At 71.6% G+C, this 18070-nt stretch carries 10 protein-coding genes and 1 pseudogene; 10 read left to right on the plus strand and 1 reads right to left on the minus strand.

Annotated features, from left to right (window positions below; all coding sequences use genetic code 11):
• The 8 genes from ACIGQF_RS19795 to ACIGQF_RS19830 form a co-directional block, all read left to right on the plus strand.
• Positions 1–2093: type I polyketide synthase (locus tag ACIGQF_RS19795; RefSeq protein ID WP_399711694.1), on the plus strand; the 2093-nt coding region annotated here is incomplete at its 5' end.
• A 303-nt stretch (positions 2094–2396) separates the two neighbouring features.
• The gene (locus ACIGQF_RS19800; protein WP_399711696.1) at positions 2397–3146 is read left to right on the plus strand and encodes a thioesterase II family protein; all 750 of its coding nucleotides are present in this window, start codon (positions 2397–2399) and stop codon (positions 3144–3146) included.
• 387 nt (positions 3147–3533) lie between these two features.
• Positions 3534–6428 carry an AAA family ATPase gene (locus ACIGQF_RS19805; RefSeq protein ID WP_399711698.1) on the plus strand — a complete coding sequence of 965 codons (2895 nt, stop codon included), beginning with the start codon at positions 3534–3536 and terminating at the stop codon, positions 6426–6428.
• 23 nt (positions 6429–6451) lie between these two features.
• A complete protein-coding gene (locus ACIGQF_RS19810; RefSeq protein ID WP_399711700.1) occupies positions 6452–9304 on the plus strand; it encodes a LuxR C-terminal-related transcriptional regulator in 2853 nt (950 codons plus the stop codon).
• On the plus strand, positions 9294–12089 hold the full coding sequence (locus ACIGQF_RS19815; RefSeq protein WP_399711702.1) for an ATP-binding protein: 2796 nt from the start codon (positions 9294–9296) through the stop codon (positions 12087–12089). The genes ACIGQF_RS19810 and ACIGQF_RS19815 overlap by 11 nt, the downstream gene beginning before the upstream one ends.
• A 501-nt stretch (positions 12090–12590) precedes the next feature.
• On the plus strand, positions 12591–13172 hold the full coding sequence (locus ACIGQF_RS19820) for a LuxR C-terminal-related transcriptional regulator (protein WP_399712592.1): 582 nt from the start codon (positions 12591–12593) through the stop codon (positions 13170–13172).
• Positions 13173–13849: 677 nt separating this feature from the next.
• Positions 13850–14611: a DeoR/GlpR family DNA-binding transcription regulator gene (locus ACIGQF_RS19825; RefSeq protein WP_399711704.1), complete on the plus strand. Its 762-nt coding sequence runs from the start codon at positions 13850–13852 to the stop codon at positions 14609–14611.
• A gap of 356 nt (positions 14612–14967) precedes the next feature.
• Entirely contained in the window at positions 14968–15432 is a 465-nt protein-coding gene (locus ACIGQF_RS19830; RefSeq protein WP_399711706.1) for a hypothetical protein, read from the plus strand.
• 193 nt (positions 15433–15625) lie between these two features.
• Here ACIGQF_RS19830 and ACIGQF_RS19835 read toward each other — a convergent pair.
• A pseudogene (locus ACIGQF_RS19835) lies at positions 15626–16225 on the minus strand (class I SAM-dependent methyltransferase).
• 572 nt (positions 16226–16797) lie between these two features.
• Here ACIGQF_RS19835 and ACIGQF_RS19840 point away from each other — a divergent pair.
• Positions 16798–17622, plus strand: a complete 825-nt coding sequence (locus tag ACIGQF_RS19840; RefSeq protein ID WP_399711708.1) for a HipA family kinase — start codon at positions 16798–16800, stop codon at positions 17620–17622.
• On the plus strand, positions 17619–18014 hold the full coding sequence (locus ACIGQF_RS19845; protein ID WP_399711710.1) for a DUF3037 domain-containing protein: 396 nt from the start codon (positions 17619–17621) through the stop codon (positions 18012–18014). Before ACIGQF_RS19840 ends, ACIGQF_RS19845 begins: the two co-directional genes overlap by 4 nt.
• Positions 18015–18070 lie beyond the last annotated feature (56 nt).

Consider the following 18070-nt stretch of genomic DNA (forward strand, 5'->3'; position numbering starts at 1 on the left):
TGGCGTCTGCGGGCAGGGACGCGTTGTCCGTGCGGGCGGTGGATCCGGCCGGTGCGCCGGTCGTCGCCGTGGACTCGCTCCTCACCCGCACCGTCGCCGGTGACCAGCTGCGGTCCGCTGCCGGCGGAACGCACCAGGACGCCCTGTTCGGCGTGGACTGGGTCCCGGCCACGGCCGTGAACGCGGGAGCGCCCACGTCCGTAGCCGTCGTCGGCGCCGACAGGTTCGGCATCGCCGACGCGCTCATGGACGCCGTCCCGGCCGTCGGTGCCCACGCCGATCTCTCCGCACTCGCAGGTGCCGAGGCGGCGCCGGTACCGGACGTCGTCCTCGTACCGGTCGGCGGTGCGCCCACCGACGGCGATCCGGCCGACGTGCCGGCCGCCGTCCGGGAGACCACCGCCTACGTGCTGGAACGGGTCCAGCAGTGGCTCGCGGAGGACGCGTTCACGGCGGCGCGGCTGGTGTTCGTCACGCGCGGTGCGGTTCCCGCCGACGACGCCGGCACCACCGCGGACCTCGCGGGCGCGGCGGTGCACGGACTCGTCCGCTCGGCACAGTCCGAGAACCCGGGCGTCTTCGGCCTCCTCGACCTCGATCCGGCCGGGGCCGTGTCCCCGGCGGGGCTCGGCGCGGCCCTGGCCGCGGTGGCCGAGGAGCCACAACTGGTGCTGCGCGGTGAGGAGGTGCGGGCCGCGCGCCTGACCCGGGTCGCCGCGGCGGCGTCCACGAGCACGGACCAGGCACATGACACCGTGCCCGGCACCGCGTCCGGCACCGTGCTCGTCACCGGCGGCACCGGCGGCCTCGGCGGCATACTCGCCCGGCACCTGGTGGCCGAGCGGGGCGTACGGAGCCTGGTGCTCGCCAGCCGCCGGGGGCTCGCGGCCGACGGCGCCGCGGCGCTCGTCGCCGACCTCGAAGCGCTCGGTGCCGAAGTATCGGTGCGGGCCTGCGACGTCGCCGACGCGGATGCCGTGGCGGAGCTCGTGGCGAGCGTGCCGGAGGACCGCCCGCTGACCGCGGTCGTGCACACCGCCGGCGTCCTGGACGACGGTGTCATCGGTTCGCTGACGCCGAAGCGCCTGGACGCGGTGCTGCTGCCGAAGGCGGACGGCGCGTGGTACCTGCACGAGGCGACGCGCGGACTGGACCTGGACGCGTTCGTCGTGTTCTCGTCCGCCGCCGGTGTCTTCGGCGGCGCGGGCCAGGCGAACTACGCGGCGGCCAACGCGTTCCTCGACGCCCTGGTGGCACAGCGCAGGGCCGAGGGCCTGCCGGGTGTGTCCCTCGCCTGGGGCCCGTGGGAGCAGTCCGGCGGTATGACGGGCACGCTGACGGACGCGGAGGCCGAGCGCCTCGCCCGCTCCGGGATGCCGCCGCTCTCCGTCGAGCAGGGCCTCGCGCTGTATGACGCGGTCACGGCCGGGAGCCGGGCCCTGGCGGTCCCGGTGCGGCTGGACCTGGCCGCGCTGCGGGCGCTGGGCGAGGTGCCGGCGCTGCTGCGCGGCCTGATCCGGACGCCGGCCCGGCGGGCAGCGGCCGGCGGCGCGGCACCGTCCGCCGGCACGCTCTCCCAGCGGCTCGCCGGACTCGGCGCGGCGCAGCAGGCGGAGGTCCTGCTGGAGTTGGTGCGGGGCCAGGCCGCTGCGGTGCTCGGGTACGCCGACGGGGCGGCGCTCGGTGCCGACCGGCAGTTCCAGGAGCTGGGCTTCGACTCGTTGACGGCGGTGGAGTTCAGGAACCGGCTCAACGCGGCCACCGGGCTGCGGTTGCCGGCCACCCTGCTCTTCGACCACCCGACGCCGGCCGATGCCGTCCGGTACCTGCGGTCCCAGCTCGTCACGGAGGAGGTGACCGGCGCGGGCTCCGTGCTCGCGGCGCTCGACAGGCTGGAAGAGGCCATCGCCGGCCTCACCGCCGAGGACGCGGGGGAGCACCAGCGGGTGGCCGGCCGGATCGAGGTGCTGCGGACGAAGTGGGCCGAGCTGCGGCAGGCGGAGAAGGACGGCGATGCCGCTCGGGTGGACATCGAGGACGCGTCCGACGACGACATCTTCGCCCTGCTGGACGACGAACTCGGACTGAACTGACCCAGTCGGCAGAAATGGCGTGAACAACAGAGAAAGCCTGGTAGGGCGGTCGGACCTGGTGTCCGGCCGCCCTACCGGCCGGTTCGCCGTCGAAAATTTAGGGATTCACCCACTCTCCGGCCCCCGGGGCGGGAACTCCGCCGCTCAGATGCCTCGTCGCGGACGAAGTGACTTACGGTGTGAGACGCATGTCCCGGTCGGCGGAAGGGTGTTGCGAGATGTCGCGGCCCGTCCCGTCGCGGCGTCCCGTCAGGACCGTCCGGCAGTACGTACCGCTCGGTCCGTCCCTAGGAGGATCCTCACATGACGACGTCCACAGAGGAGAGCCTGTGGGCCCGGTGCTTCCACCCGGCACCGGCCAGCCCCACCCAACTGTTCTGCTTCCCGCACGCGGGTGGCTCGGCCCCCTTCTACTTCCCCGTGTCGGCCCAGCTCTCCTCGGTGACCGAGGTGTTCGCGGTCCAGTACCCGGGACGCCAGGACCGCCGCAAGGAAGTGGCCCCCGCCGACCTCAACACCCTGGCCGACCAGGTCTACGAGGCGCTGCGTCCCTCGCTGAAGGCCCGCCCCACGACCTTCTTCGGGCACAGCATGGGTGCCACCCTCGCCTTCGAGGTGGCCCACCGGCTGGAGGCCGATGGAGGCGAACTCAGCCACCTCTTCGCCTCAGGGCGCCGCGCCCCCTCCCGCGTACGCGACGAGAGTGTGCACCGGCGGACCGACGAGGGCATCGTCGACGAGCTGAAGCTGCTGGCCGGGACGGACACATCGCTCCTCGGCGACGAGGAGATCCTGCGGATGATCCTGCCCGCGATCCGCAGTGACTATCAGGCCATCGAGACCTACCGCTGCGCACCCGACGTCACGGTCGGAGCGCCGGTGACCGTCCTGACCGGCGACAGTGACCCGAAGACCTCGCTCGACGAGGCCGAGGCGTGGCGCGGCCACACCACCGGCCCCTTCGACCTCAAGGTCTACCCCGGTGGACATTTCTTCCTCAGTGCCGAAGCTCCCGCGATCATCGCCCTCCTCAGGAAACACCTCACCTCTTAGGACGGGCGGACGCCGTCCGGCAATCCCGCAACCGGAAGGCCCGGGAGCCGTCGGGCCGGCGCCCAGGGGCGCCCGGAAGGCCCGGCCGGCGAAGCACCCGGCGTCCGTGTCCGACGGCGGCACGCGGCCCCGCGTACGACGGGGCGGCCGCTCGGGCATCCGGCGGCCGGCCGTGGAGGGAACTTCGAGTGTCCTCGGTGATGTTCTGTTCCTGCTGGACAGAGCCATGATCAAGTGATGTGGCAGGAACGGAGCGTGCTACTTTCTAGCTCCTTGCATGCATGCATTGGGATATTCGGGTTTTCGTGCACTCCGGTTCCGGGTTCCCCGGGAAGGCGGCGGCACAAGCCCGACCCGTCCGATGCCCTGAGGGGAGGCGAGAACGTGATGCGGAACCGGCTCCTTCCTTCCGGTGCACCGGCCACGCTGGTGGGGCGCGATGAAGAACTGCGCACCCTCGTCCGCCATGCAGAGGCCGCGCGCGGCGGACACGCGGGCCTGGTGATGCTGTACGGGCCGGCCGGCATGGGCAAGACCAGCCTGCTGCGCGCCTTCGCCGCGAGCGGCGCCTGCCGCGGTGCGACCGTCCTGTACGGCTCCTGCGGTGAGACCGCCGCGGGTGCCGGGTACAGCGGCGTGCGCGAACTCTTCGGGTCGCTCGGGCTCAGTGGTGAGGAGGCGCGTAACTCACCCCTGCTGTCGGGGCCGGCGGCCCGTGCGCTGCCCGCGCTCACCGCCGCCCCGGCAGGGCGTGACGCCGCCGCTTCGGCCGCCTACCCGGTCCTGCACGGCCTGTACTGGCTGGCGGCCGACCTCATGTCCGAGCGCCCGCTCGTCCTGATCCTCGACGACGTGCACTGGTGCGACGCGCGCTCCCTCGGCTGGATCGACTTCCTGCTGCGGCGCGCCGAGGACCTGCCCCTGCTAGTGGTACTGGCCCAGCGCAGCGAGGCCGAGCCGCTGGCATCGGACTTACTGGCCGACATAGCGGCGCAGCGCCGGCCCACGACCATCAGCCTCACTCCGCTCGGCCACGACGACGTCGCGGAGCTGGTGCGCCAGGTCTTCGGCACCACGGCCGCGCCGGCCTTCGTGCAGCGCGTCGCCGCGGTGTCCGGCGGCAACCCCCTCACCCTCGCGCGCCTCTTGGCCGAACTGCGCGCCGAAGACGTCAAGCCGGACGCCGACGGTGAGCGCCGGGCCGCGGAGGTGGGCAGCCACGTCCTCGCCCGCTCCGTCCAGGCCCTGCTGGACCGGCGGCCGCCCTGGGTACGGGACGTGGCACGCGCCATCGCCGTACTCGGCGAGGAGGCCACCGAGTTGGTCGCCGCCCTCGCGGGCGTCCCCGCGGCCATGGTCGACGAAGGCGTACAGATCCTGCGCCGCGCCGGCATCATGGCCACCGAGCGCGCCGACTTCGTGCACGACGTCGTCCGCTCCGCCGTCCTGGACTCCGCCGCCCCGCGGACCCTCGCCGAATGGCGCACCAGCGCGGCGCTGTTACTCAGCGACGCGGGCCGGCCCTCCGAGGAACTGGCCAGCCAGCTCATGCTGTTGCCCGTTCTCGACCAGACGTGGATGGCCGGTGTGCTGCGCGACGCCGCCACCCAGGCGGAGAACCGCGGGGCTCCGGAGGCCGCGGTGCGCTGCCTGTACCGCGTCCTGGAGGTCGAGCCGGACAGTGTCTCCGTCCGTATCCAAATGGCCAGGGCGCTCGCCGAGATGGACCCGCCGGAGGCCATCCGGCTGCTGAAGGAGGCCCTGCCGCTCGCCCCCGACCTGCACACCCGCGCACAGGTCGCGGTGCAGTACGGCTTGACCTGCCTCAGTGTGCAGCAGTCGCCGTCCGGTGTGCGGATGCTCGAAGGCGTCCTCGCCGAGCTGGAGGCCGAGCCGGGCCCCGGCCCCGCCGACCGGGAGCTGCGCACCCTCGTCGAATCCGTCCTGCTCATAGTCGGCGCCGACGAGAAGGAGACCATCGGGTCCGTCCGGGACCGCGCGGCCCGTCTCACCGTGCCGCCCGGCGACACCCCGGCCCAGCGCCAGATGCTCGCCATGACGACCGTCCTCACCGCGATGGACGGCCGGGACGCCGAGCAGGCCGTCGGCCAGGCCCGCCGCGCGCTGGGCTTCCCCGGTGTCGAACTGGAGACCTGGTCGCTGCTCACTTCCTCTTTCGCGCTCATGCTCGCCGACGAGATCGACGACGCCCAGTACGCCCTGGACCGCATGATGCAGTACGGGCAGGACAACGCGGCCGTGTGGACGTACGTCCTCGCGCTGTCCACGCGCGCCTTCCTGCACCAGAGCACCGGGGCCTTCCCGGACGCCCTCGCCGACGCCCAGACCGCCATCGAGATCATCGGTGCGGAACGCTGGCGCGACACCGCCGTCATGCCGCACGTCGCCCTCGCCACCGTGCTCACCGACCGCGGCGAGCCCGAGCGCGGCGAAGAGGTGCTCGGCAGCATCAAGCGCGGCAACCTCGACCGCTTCGTCATCGAGTACCACTGGTACCTGACCGCCCGCGCCCGCGCCCGCTGGGCCCGTGGTGACCTCCAGGGCGCCCTGGACCTCTTTCTCGCCTGCGGGAAGTCCCTGGAGGAGGCGCGCTTCAGCAACCCGGCGTTCCTGCCGTGGTGGGCCGACAGCGCGATCCTCCTGGCCGCTCTCGGCCGCCACGGTGAGGCCAGGGAGACCGCTGAGTACGGCAGCGAGCTCGCCGCACGCTGGGGCACCGCGCGCGGACTCGGCCTCGCCCGCATGGCCCACGGTGTCGCCGCGCCCGTCAGCGAGGGCATCGAGCACCTCACCGAAGCGGTGTCCCTGCTCGCCGACTCCCCGGCGCGCGCGGTGGAGGCCCAGGCCGAGTGCCTCCTCGGCCGGGCCCTGCTGCGGGCCGGCGACCAGCGCACCGCCCGGGAGCACCTGCGCACGGCCGGCGACCTCGCCCAGCGCTGCGGCGCGGTGCTCCTCGGCGCCGAGGCCAGGCGGCTCCTGGTCGCCGCCGGCGGCCGGGCCCGGAAGATGACCACCTCGCCGCTGGACATGCTCACCGGCATGGAACGCACCGTCGCCGGCCTCGCCGCGAAGGGCGCGAGCAACCGTTCCATCGCGGAGACACTCTTCGTCACTGTGAGGACCATCGAGACCCACCTGACCAGCGTGTACCGCAAGCTCGGCGTCGCACGGCGCACGGAACTGGCCGCCATCCTCCAGATCAGGGACACCGCCGACCGGCAGCCGCCGGCCTGGGTGTCCCAGGGCCGGAGGCGCGGTTGAGAAGGACAGCACGAGAGGAACCGGTGACGATCAGCAGCAACGAGACGCCGGCCGGCCGGAGCACCTGCACGCCCGAGTGCCCGCCCGATGCGCACGGCGATCCGACGATGCTGCTCGAATGCGGCCGTGAACAGGAAATCGTCGGCGGCCTCCTGGACCGGCTCGGCCAGGGCACCGCCTCGATCCTCACCCTCACCGGCCGGCCCGGCCACACACAGAACGCGCTCGTGCGCTGGGCCGCCTGTCGCGCACGGTCCGGAGGCTTGCGGGTCCTGCGGGCCCGGGCCACCCCCATGGAACGCGAACTGCGCCACGGCGTCGTCCTGCAACTCCTGACGCCCGTCGACGACATCGTGCCCGGTGCCCTGCCCGGTCACCGACTGCCCGACCCCACGACCGGGGTCGACGGGCTGCTGACCGCCGCCCGCACCACACCGACCCTGATCGTGGTCGAAGACATCCAGTGGCTCGACGAAGCCTCGTTGACCTGGATGCAGGCCCTGCTGCGCCGTCTCAGGCCGCGCACCCCGCTCGCCGTGCTCGCCAGCAGCAGCGCGGGCGACATCGCCGTCCACGGCACCGACTGGTGCGGCGACGAAACCTCGCTGGAGACCACCGTGCCCGTCCAGCGCACCGCGGTGCCGGCCCTCACCGACCGGGGCGTCGCCGCCACCGTACGGGCCCGCTGCGGCAGCGCGGGGGACCAGGAGTTCGTCGCCGCACTCACCTCTGCCACCGCCGGCAACCCGGCGATCCTGCTCGACGTCCTGCACGAATTCACCGCCCAGGGCCACCCGCCCGTCGCCGCCCGCCTGCCGGAGCTGCACGCCATCACCGCGGACGTCGTCGGCGACCACACCGTGCGGGCCCTGGACGGACTGCCCGGCGAGGTGAACTCGGTCCTGCGGGCCCTGGCCGTCTGCGGTGACCTGCTCGACTTCTCCCTCGTACGCACCCTCGCCGGCTCCCGCACGATCCCGGAGGACAGGATCCGCGTCCTGCTCGAAAGCGTCGGCCTGACGGTGTCCGTCGGGGACAAGGTGCACATCCGCTTCCCCGTGGCCAAGGCGCGGGTGCTGGAGGACATGCCCGCCGGGGAACGCGCCGGCCTCTACGCCCGTGCCGCCGATCTCGCCCACCGCTCGTCCGTCAACGACGAGGACCTCGCCCACATCCTGCTGCGATCACCCGAGCTCGGTGCGGCCTGGGTGGTGCCCGTCCTGCGCCGCAGCTTCGCCGCCGCACTGCGCCGGGAGGACCACCACCGCGCCTGCGCGTGCCTGACCCGCGCCCTGCAGGAGCCCCTCGACCCCCGCGAACGCACCCGGCTCACCCTGGAGCTCGCCGCCGCCGAAGCCGTCGCCCGGCCCGAAGCCGGAGACCGCCGTCTGGGGGAGCTCGTGCGCGGTGCGGCCCCCGCCACCACGTCGTCCGCAACCGCCGGCGTGCGGGTGCGTGCGGTCGACCTGGGCTTCGCCCGCGGCAACGGCGACTGGGTGCGCCGCACCGCGGCCGAGGCCCTGGCGGACGCCGGGCCGGCCGACCGCGAGGACCTCATCGCGCTGTTCTGGCTGGCCGACTCCTTCCGTGACGACGACGAGCCGATGGTCCCCGGAGTGCCCAGGCTGCCCGACCGGCCCGTACCGCCCGCGCAGGCCGGGGTCCGCGCCTGGCAGCTCGCCGCCGCCGGGGAGGACGCGGACAAGGCGAGGAAGCTCGCGCGGATCGCGCTCGCCAAAGACCCGACCAGTGACACGCCGATGATGCCGCGGCTCGCGGCGTGCAACGCCCTGATCTGCACCGACGACTACGACGAGGCCGGCGAGATGCTCGACCGCATGCTCGCCACCGCCCGCGGCGCCCACCTGCGCGGCATCGCCGCCCGCATCCTGACTGTCCGGGCCGGCCTGCACCTGCGCGCGGCCCGCCTGGAGGCCGCGGAACGCGACCTGGACGGCGCCGAACGCTCCCTGCCCACGACCAGCTGGCACCCGATGGCCCTGCCCGGACTCCTCGCGGCCAGGATCTGCGTGTCGCTGGAGACCGGTCGCCCGGCCCGGGCCCGCCGCCTCGCCGAAGCGCCGGTGCCGGCGGGCGCCGAGGACGGCGTGTGGTGGGCGACGCTGCTCTTCGCCCGCGCCCGGATCGCCGCCGAGGACGGCAACTGGCAGGAGGCCCTGCGGCTGTCCCAGGAGAGCGGCCGCCGGCTGCTGCGCCGACGGTGGCTCAACCCGGCCCTCCTGGGCTGGCGACCACTGGCTGCCGAGGCCTGTCTGGAGACCGGCGACCGCACCGAGGCGTACCGCCTGCGGGACGAGGAGCTGGCCCTCTCCGACCGCTGGGGCACCCCCTGCGTCCGCGGTCTCGCCCGGGTGCGGACCGGGCGGCTCTTCGACGACACCCCGAAGCGTGCCGTCGAGCGGGCCCGCGAGGCCACCGCGATCCTGCGTGGCTCGCCTGCCCGCCTGGCCTGTCTGTGGGCCCTGCTCCGGCAGGCCGGCGCGGAGACCGTACGCGGGGACACCGCCGCGGCCGCGCGCTCCCTCGACGAGGTGTCGGTCATGACCACCGCACACCCGGCCAGTCGCCTCGCCACCGTGCGGGCTCTCATCGCCCCCGGCGCCGCCCCGGACACGCCACCGCCGGCGCCCGTCGTGCCACGGGGCTGGCAGGCGCTGTCCGAAGCGGAGAAGAGCACCGTGCGGCTCGCCGGCCGCGGCCACGGCAACCGCCAGATCGCCGAACAGCTCAGCGTCAGCAGACGCACCGTCGAACTCCGCCTGAGCAACGTCTACCGCAAGCTGCAGATCGGTGGCCGCAAGGAACTGCGCAGACTCCTCGGCTCCATGGAAGGACCGGTGGCGGATGCTTCTTGAGCGGGAGGACGAACTTGCCCGGGTGCGTGCCGCACTGCACGCCGCGGACTCGGGCGACTCCTCGCTCACCTTGCTCACCGGCCCCCTCGGGAGCGGCCGTTCGGCGCTGTTGCGCGCCCTGCCCGAGCTCGTCGACGAGGAGACCCGGGTGCTGCGTGCCAACGCCGCGCCGATGGAGCGCGACTTCACCTTCGGCGTGGTCCGCCAGCTCTTCGACCACCTGTGGTCCGGGACGGGAGCCGAGGAGTACGCCCGAGGCACCGCGGGGGCCGGCCGTGCGGGCCACGCGCTGTTCACCGGTCACTGCCCGCCCGGCGATGCCGACTGCGCCGACACGGTCTCCGAAGCGATCCTGCACGGCGCGCAGGCGCTCCGTGCCGACGCCGGTGACCAGCGGCTGCTGGTCCTGATCGACGACCTCCAGTGGGCGGACGCGCCGTCGCTGCGCTGGCTGGCGCACCTCACCCGGCGGCTGCACGGGCTGCGCGCCGTCCTGGTGTGCACCCTCGCCGACGGCGACCGCCGCACCCGCCACCCCTTGGTACGGGAAGTGGCCGGCGCCGCCCACCACGTGCTGCGCCTCGCGCCGCTCACACTCGACGCCACCCGTGCCCTGCTCACCGAAGCACACGGACGCCCACCGCGGGAGACCCTCGTCCGCGCCCTGCACGACGCGTCCGGCGGCAACCCGCTGTTCCTCACCGCGTTCCGGCACGCACTGCGGACGGCGGGCCTCCCCGACCCCCACGACCAGGCCGCCGTCCGCGAACTGCGCCCCACCGCACTGCGCGACCGCATCGCCGGCCACCTCCGCGTCCAGTCCCAGCCGGTGCGTGACGTCGCCGCCGCCGTCGCCGCGCTCGGCGACCACCGCGACCCGGCGCTCCTCGCCCAGCTCGCCGGGATCGACGAGGTCGGTTTCGCCGGTGCCCGGCGCGCACTCGTCGAGGCCGGCCTGCTCGCCCCGGAAAGCGCCATCCGCTTCGTCCACGGTGTCGTACGCGACGCAGTGGACGCCGCCTCGTCGCCCGACGAACGGGAACGCTCGCACGACGCCGCCGCCGACCTGCTCTATCGCTGCGGCCGGCCCGCCGAGGAGGTCGCGGCCCACCTCATGGCCGTTGTCCATCCCGGGCGGCCCTGGTCGGCGACTGTGCTGCGGTCCGCAGCCGATGCCGCCCTGCGCGACGGGCGGGCGGCTGACGCCGCCCGGTACCTGCGCCGTGCCCTGCTGCACCACCGCGTTCAGGACGGGAGCCGCGCCCGCGTCCTCGTCGACCTGGCCACCGCCGAGCGCGCCGTCGACCCCGAAGCCTGTGAGCGCCACATCACTCAGGCCATCGCGCTGCTCGACACCCCGGAGGACCGGGCCGCCGCCGCCTTGCGTATCCCGCCGGCACTGCTCGGCACGTCCAGTCCGTCCGCCGCCGAACTGATGCGGAACGCCGCCGCCGCGCTCGCCGCCGTGGAGGCGACCGACGGCACTTCCGCCGAGCTCGCGCTGCGCTTGGAGGCATGGCTGCGGCACCACGGCCACGAGAACCCCGTCGAGCTGGAATCCTCGTCCGAGCGGCTGCGCGAGCTCGGCCCGGAACCGTCGCTCGACACCTCCGCCGAACGGGAACTGGTCTCCGTCCTGCTGTGCGCGGTCACCCTCACCGGCCGGCGCAGCGCGGCGGAGATCGCCAGGACCGGCAACCGCGTCCTGGAACGCGAGCCGGCCACCGCGGCCCGGGCGCACACCACCCTGCCGCTCGTCATGGCCACGTTGTTCGCCGCCGAGTCCGTACACGGCGCCTCCTCCTGGCTGGCGAGCGAACAGCGCACCCGACGCCTGTACGCGACCGGTGCGGACGACGCGCTGCTCTGCGCTGAGCGGGCGTTCGTCCTCATGGCGAAGGGGCGCCTCGCACCGGCCCGCGAACACGTCGAGCGTGCCCTGGCCTTGGACGCGGCCGACTGGCTCGAACCGGCCGTCATCATCCTCGCCTCGGTCTCCTTCGAGCTGCGCGACCAGGCGCTCAGCGAACGCATACTGGAGCGGATCCGCGACCGCCGCCCGGCCGGACTCGCGCTCACCGCCACCGCGCAGATCCTCCAGGCCGTCGCCGACACCCAGAAGGCCGCCGCCGACCAGCAGAGCGGCCTGCACCGCAGGGCCCTGGACACGCTCCTGGCCTGCGGCCGCCAGCTGGAGATCTCCGGCTGGCGCAACTCCGCGCTCTTCCCCTGGCGGCCCTACGCGATCGGCCTGCACCAGCGGCTGGGGGAGTCCGCCGCCGCACTGCGGCTCGCCGAGGGCGAACTGAGCTGGGCACGCGAGTGGGGCGCACCCGCCTGCCTGGGCCGCGCCCTGCGGCTCAAGGGCTGGCTGCTGCGCGGCGACGGCCTCGACCTGCTGCGCGAAGCCGTCGAGACGCTGCGCACCTCGTCGTACGAGGTCGAGCTCGCCCGTACGCTCGTCATCCTCGGCCGGCGGCTGCGCGGCGGCGCCGAGGCCGAGGCCGTATTGCGGGAGGCCGCCGACATCGCGGCCTCGTGCGGTGTGCCGTGGCTCGCCCAGCGGGCCGAGCACGGCCTCGACAGCGCAACCGTGCCGCCGACCGCCACGCTCACGCCGAGCGAGCGGCGCGTGGTGTCGTTGGTGGGTCATGGACTCACCAATCAGGAAATCGCGAAAGAACTCGGTGTGAGTTCCCGTGCCGTGGAAAAGCACCTCACGAGCTCTTACCGAAAGCTCGGGGTCTCCGGTCGGCGCGAGCTCGTGGCCGCGCTGCCCAACTGAGGTGCCCGAACGGGCAGTCCACGCGCGCCGAAGCGGCGCTCCGCACCTCATCTGTGAGTCGATCCGACGCGGCATGCCCGTACGGGCACAGACAGGAACCTCAGAGGAACCTCAAGTGGAGGCTTCGATGTCCGGCTTCCATTCAGGTGATCTTGCCCGGAGTGCCGGATTTGGCCCACCGCAGTACCTCGCTTGCGCACCGAACCTCGTGGAGTGCGGACCACAGGTTTAGCTTCCTGGCCAGTGCTCGCGTTGACGCACGGACCTGCCTCTTACTAGTCTCTTTTTTAGGAAATAGAAATTCATTCGACTCTTCACGCAGTCGAATACAATCGAATTTCTGGCGAAGTTCTTTCTCAAGGAATTTGAATTACGGGGGTTATCCGAAAGGATGGCGGTCTCGTGGCAATGGCTTCCCTCACTGAAAAGACCCGCGGCAAGGGCGGCGAGGCGATACCCGAGCAGGTGGCACCGGCCGGGGAACCCGGTCGCCCGGGCCTGATGGCATCACTCGACCGCAACCTCACCGTCCAGCAGGCCAACCAGGAGTTCTACCGCCACTTCGGCGACTCCTCCGGCGACGTCTGCGGCCGCAGCTTCCGCGACCTGATGCACCCCAGCGTGCGGCAACCGCTGATGCGCCAGTTCTCCCGCCTGATCGAGGGGAAGCGGCACCGCTTCGCCTCGCACGTGGTCGCCGTGGGGGCCGAGGACTCGGCGTTCGCCGGCACCCTCACCGCGTCGGCGGTGACCGGCGAGACGCCGGACGTGGCGGCGATCCTGGTCCTGATGCATTCGTCCGACAGCGCCGAGTCCGCGGACACGGGCCTGGTGGCCGGCCGGAAGAAGATCCTGACCGAGATCGACGCGCGAATCCTCGAAGGCATCGCCTCCGGGCTCTCCACCATCCCGCTCGCCTCGCGGCTGTATCTCAGCCGGCAGGGCGTGGAGTACCACGTCACCGGACTGCTACGGAAGCTGCGGGTGCCCAACCGCGCCGCGCTCGTCTCGCGCGCCTACTCGATGGGCGTGCTGAACGTCGGCGCCTGGCCGCCGAAGGTGGTTGACGACTTCATCAAGTAGCCCCGGCGGGCCCATCGCCCGCACGTCACTCCGACCGTCCACCCGACCGCCACCCTCCACGCCTGTGTCGCCGTCGCCCCGCCTCCTCCGAGGCCGTGCACGGCGACACGAGTGTTTCTGCACCCTCCATTCCTTTGGTCATTCGCCCTTAACGCGGACGCAATAGACCTGTGCTGCCGCGCGGCGTCCGATGTCTATGGGCATCGCACGGGAGCGTGCCGACCGTTCGGCGGCCCACCCTGACTGTTTGGTGCTTCCTGGTGCCGCGGTCCGAATGTTCCCTCTGTGGCAAGTCGGCAAGGGGCCGCGCCCGACGAGGCCGGTCGCCTGCCGCGCAATGCGTGTTCCGCCGGATGTTTCGCGTAGCTCACCGGCGATTTTTACGCCGGACTGCCCGCGGTTCCGTTTCGCCGTGCAACCTCCAATCGGTAGTTGCGTGTTGAACATTCAGGTGAGACGAGGAAACGGAACAACAAAGCTTTGGGTTTTCCGGGGTATCGCTGTGGACTTAGTGACCGTTTCCATCAAGTCGTATCCGTGCAGAGCCGTCCGGAGACGCTCGGAGCGGTCGTGCGGCGTCCGAGGTCGATCGGGTGGCCAGCGGCGCAAGAGCTTGTTTGAATCACCTCACTTGCCCGTATGGGCGAAGTGCCGGCCCGAAGCGCAGGAGGAGAGTCGTGGACGCCGAAGAACGCCGCAGGGGCATGCTCGAACTGGTCCGCCGTACCGGATCGGTCGACGTCGTACGGCTGGCCGAGACGTTCGAGGTGTCCAAGGAGACGGTCCGGCGGGACCTGAACGTCCTGGAGAATCACGGGCTGGTGCGCCGCACGCACGGTGGTGTGTATCCGGTGGAGAGCGCGGGCTTCGAGACCACCCTGGCGTTCCGCGCGACCCAGCAGGTGCCGGAGAAGTCCCGGATCGCCGCCGCGGCAGCGGAGTTGCTCGGCGAGGCCGAGACGGTTTTCATCGACGAGGGCTTCACCCCGCAGCTCATCGCCGAGGCGCTGCCGCGCGACCGCCCGCTGACCGTGGTGACGGCATCGCTCGCGGTGGTGAGCGCCCTCGCGAAGAACGACCGGGCGAACGTCCTGCTGCTGGGCGGCCGGGTCCGCAGCGGCACGATGGCCACCGTCGACCACTGGGCGGTCGGCATGTTGTCCGGCTTCGTCATCGACCTGGCGTACGTCGGTGGCAACGGCATCTCGCGCACCCACGGCCTGACCACCCCGGACCCGGCGGTCGGTGAGGTCAAGGCGCAGGCGATGAGATCGGCCCGGCGGCGGATCTTCACCGGTGTGCACACCAAGTTCGGCGCCACGAGCTTCTGCAGGTTCGCCGACGTGCCCGAGTTTGAAGCGATCGTCACCGGTGCGGGGTTGCCGGCCTCGGAGGCCCACCGCTATCAGCTGATGGGTCCGCGGGTGCTGCGGGTTTGAACCCCGGTGCCGCGCGGGACCGGGCTTCGGGCCGGGGTGTGCGCCCGGCCCGAGATCCGAGGTCTCCTTCCTCAAGCCGGTGCGGGTGGCGCGTCAGTTGCCCGTACGGTCCTTGAAGTCCGCCGCGCAGCGCTGCGTTGGGTCTGCGGGCCCGCGTGCTCGATGCAGTCCCGGTAGCTCTTGAAGGGGCCGGAGCTCGGGAACGAGACTCCGGCGGCCAGGATGGCGGCACCGCCCAGCGCGCCCACCACGCTCGGGACAGTGAGCCGGGCAGTCGCCCACGCCCGAGGCCGCCGAACGGCTTGGGGCCCCGACCGTGCAGAACCGGTCCATCCTGTCAGCATGTCCTCGAAGTCATGGCAGTCAAAGTCGTAGAAGGCGAGGGTGACCATGGCTTGGCGGTGGCGGGCATTGTCCGTGTGGTGTTGAAGAAGCTCTGGCCGTACTGGGGGCTCATCACTTTTGTCGTTGCTGTGTCGGGGTGGTTGACCGCCGACACAGGCCCTGTTGGGCTGACAGCACTGTTCGTCCTCAGTCTCCTGTGGTTCCTGGTGCAGGCTCCCATGCCGTGTGGCGCTGGTATCCGCAAGGCCGACCAAACCTGTCGCCGTAATGGGCACGGGCTGCTCCGTGGCTGTCATCTGGAGCAGCGCAAGTGGCAGCGAGCACGCAACCTACTGCTACGGCCCGGCCTTCGTCGCAAGGTCAACGAACTCTTTCCCAACCCGCTCACCGGGCTGGCTGGCCCGGGAGCGATCGATGCACTCATCGGCACAGTGACAAACACGGTGATGACGCTGATGGGCAGGGGCAGCGGTTGATGGGCGGCCGTGCTCAGCTGTCCCGAGCCCCGTCGGTTCCTTCACCCGGTGACAAAGCATTTCAGTCTGCGGCGCATTGAAGGTCCTCCTCCGGATACTGCCCGTCGGGTGCTGCTACAACTCGACGAGTCTCCGCCAACGCCCTCGAGGCCGCCTGCAAGTCTGGGCATGTCTCTCAAGAGGGCGCTGTCGGTCAGCGGCTCGCTTGCACGATCAGCATGCCGATGTAGTCCTCTTCCGGGCCCGGAGTACCTGTCCGGTGACTTCTTTGAAGCTGGTTGCGGTCAGGAAGTTCTCCCACCCTTCCGGGCGTAGGAGTAGCGGTAGAGGAAGGTCTCCTTGCCGGCGAATCCGCCCTTGTACATGCCCTGTGGGCCGTACGCGCCGGGGATGGTGGGAGGCTGGGAGAAGACGAACCGGCCTCCGGGGTTGAGCCGTTCGTGCACCAGGGGGAAGAGGCGGGTGGGATCGGTGAACCAGGCCGCGCCGAAGATGGAGTGGATGGCGTCGTAGGTCTCGGTGGTCGACCTCAGGAAGTCGAGTGCCTCGGCGCAGTGGAGCTGCCCGCCCAGCGGTCCCCATTCCTCCTTCGTCTGCTCGACGGCGACGGGGGAGATGCCGACGCCGGTCGTCTTGATGCCCGTTTGGTGAGGTGGGCCAGGTGCCGGCCGGGGCCGTGGCCGGTGTACAGGGTCCAGCAGAAGACGGGCTCGGCGTCGTCGAAAACCTTTTCGCGGGTGCTGCGGGCGTAGGCGTCCCAGTTGTCGCGTTCGTCGTCGTAGCGGTGCTGCACGGGCGACGTGCATCCTCGGGGTGCGTCATGGGTCGGGAGGGCGGCGCCCCGCCCGCGGGGAGGCGGACGGGGCACGCACTGTAGTGCCTGTGGGGTGCGGGGTCAGTGGCTGTCGGGCACCTTGTTGTCGCACGGCGAGCAGTCGGACCCATCGGACGCACACGGTTCGGTGTCGACTTCGAAGGCGTGGTGGCCGTTGAGGTCCGCCGCTGACGGTAGTGCTCATGGCGGCATGTTTCGGTACTCCGTGCCTGTGCCCCTGAGGTCGGGGAGGAATCACCTGCTGAGACTCAGACGCCCTCTCGTCGCCGTACGACTGGGCAGATAGTCCTGTCCGTGGCGGGTGAGCATCAAGCCGGCGCGGTCTACCCCACCCAGTTCGTGCCGAAATCCGGGCGGGGCGTCGACGCTGTGTTCAGTGGCGGGGACGTTGCTGGAGAGGGGGCGGACGGTCGGCAGCAGCTGAAACTCCCCAGATTCTCCCCAGGCGTGATCATGGTGGGATGCCAGGTGGGGATGGGCCCGGCGGCCCGTCGTGGGTCCGGACGTGAACGGCCCTATAACCTGGGCAAATGCTTACAGAAGTCATTGCGACTCGTTATGTCACGCCCTTGCGTGAAGGCGGGTCTCTTCCCGGGATCGTCGAGGGTGACGATTTGGGGACGTACGTCATGAAGTTCACCGGGGCCGGGCAGGGGCGGAAGACGCTTGTTGCCGAGGTGGTCTGCGGACAGCTCGGGCGGCGGCTGGGGCTGCGGGTGCCGGAGCTGGTGCGGATGCAGCTGGATCCGGTGATCGGGCTGAGTGAACCCGATCAGGAGGTGCAGGAGCTGCTCAAGGCCAGCGGGGGCCTCAACCTCGGCATGGACTACCTGCCGGGGTCGCTGGGGTTTGATCCGCTTGCTTTTGAGGTGAGTGCGCGCGAGGCGGGGCGTGTGGTGTGGTTCGACGCCTTGATCAATAACGTTGATCGGTCGTGGCGGAATCCGAATCTGCTGGTGTGGCACGGGGAGCTGTGGCTGATCGACCACGGGGCCACGATGATCTGGCACCACAACTGGCCGGGTGCGGAGAAGGCGGCCGTGAAGCCGTATGACGCGTCGGATCATGTGCTGGCCACCTTCGGGCCGGATGTGGCGGCAGCGGCCGAGGAATTTGCTCCGCTGGTCACGGAGGAGCTGCTGGCCGAGGTCGTGGCGGATGTGCCGGACGAGTGGCTGGTGGATGAGCCGGGGTTCGAGTCGGCCGAGGAAGTGCGGCAGGCGTACGTGCGGACGCTGGCCGCGCGGGCCGCGGTGATCAGCGAGAACATCAAGGTCGGTGAGCGTACGGAGGAGAAGCCTTCGCAGGTGCCGGGCTGGCTGGCCGGCAAGCTTCCGCGGAGGGCAGTGAAGTGAGCGGACTGCACAACGGACGGGACGTCTTCGAGTACGCGCTGCTGCGGGTGGTGCCCAGGGTCGAGCGCGGCGAGATGATCAACGCGGGGGTGGTCGTCTACTGCCACGCGCGGCGCTTCGTGGAGGCGCGTACGCATCTGGATGAGGCGCGGCTGCGGGCGCTGGATCCTTCGGTGGATATGGAGGGGGTGCGGGCCGCGCTGAGTGCCGTCGAGGGCGTCTGCTGTGGTGGTGAGCGGGCCGGACAGGCGGCGGCGGACGACGTGGGCCGCCGGTTCCGGTGGCTGATCGCGCCGCGCAGCACCATCGTGCAGCCCGGGCCGGTGCACACCGGGCTCACCGCCGATCCGTCCAAGGAAGCGGAGCGGTTGCTGGATCTGCTGGTGCGGTGAGTGCAGGTGCGGTGAGCGTACGGGGGCTGCGCCATGGGGGCGGGTACGGACGTTCC

It is taken from the genome of Streptomyces sp. NPDC053560 (assembly GCF_044544605.1).
In the GTDB taxonomy this organism is placed as follows: Bacteria; Actinomycetota; Actinomycetes; order Streptomycetales; family Streptomycetaceae; genus Streptomyces.

What these genes read in the sequence shown, in the direction of transcription:
- ACIGQF_RS19800 (WP_399711696.1), top strand. Translation starts at nt 2,397, where the DNA reads ATGACGACGTCCACAGAGGAGAGCCTGTGGGCCCGGTGCTTCCACCCG.
- ACIGQF_RS19805 (WP_399711698.1), top strand. Translation starts at nt 3,534, where the DNA reads ATGCGGAACCGGCTCCTTCCTTCCGGTGCACCGGCCACGCTGGTGGGG.
- ACIGQF_RS19815 (WP_399711702.1), top strand. Translation starts at nt 9,294, where the DNA reads ATGCTTCTTGAGCGGGAGGACGAACTTGCCCGGGTGCGTGCCGCACTG.
- ACIGQF_RS19820 (WP_399712592.1), top strand. Translation starts at nt 12,591, where the DNA reads ATGGCATCACTCGACCGCAACCTCACCGTCCAGCAGGCCAACCAGGAG.
- ACIGQF_RS19830 (WP_399711706.1), top strand. Translation starts at nt 14,968, where the DNA reads ATGGCAGTCAAAGTCGTAGAAGGCGAGGGTGACCATGGCTTGGCGGTG.
- ACIGQF_RS19840 (WP_399711708.1), top strand. Translation starts at nt 16,798, where the DNA reads ATGCTTACAGAAGTCATTGCGACTCGTTATGTCACGCCCTTGCGTGAA.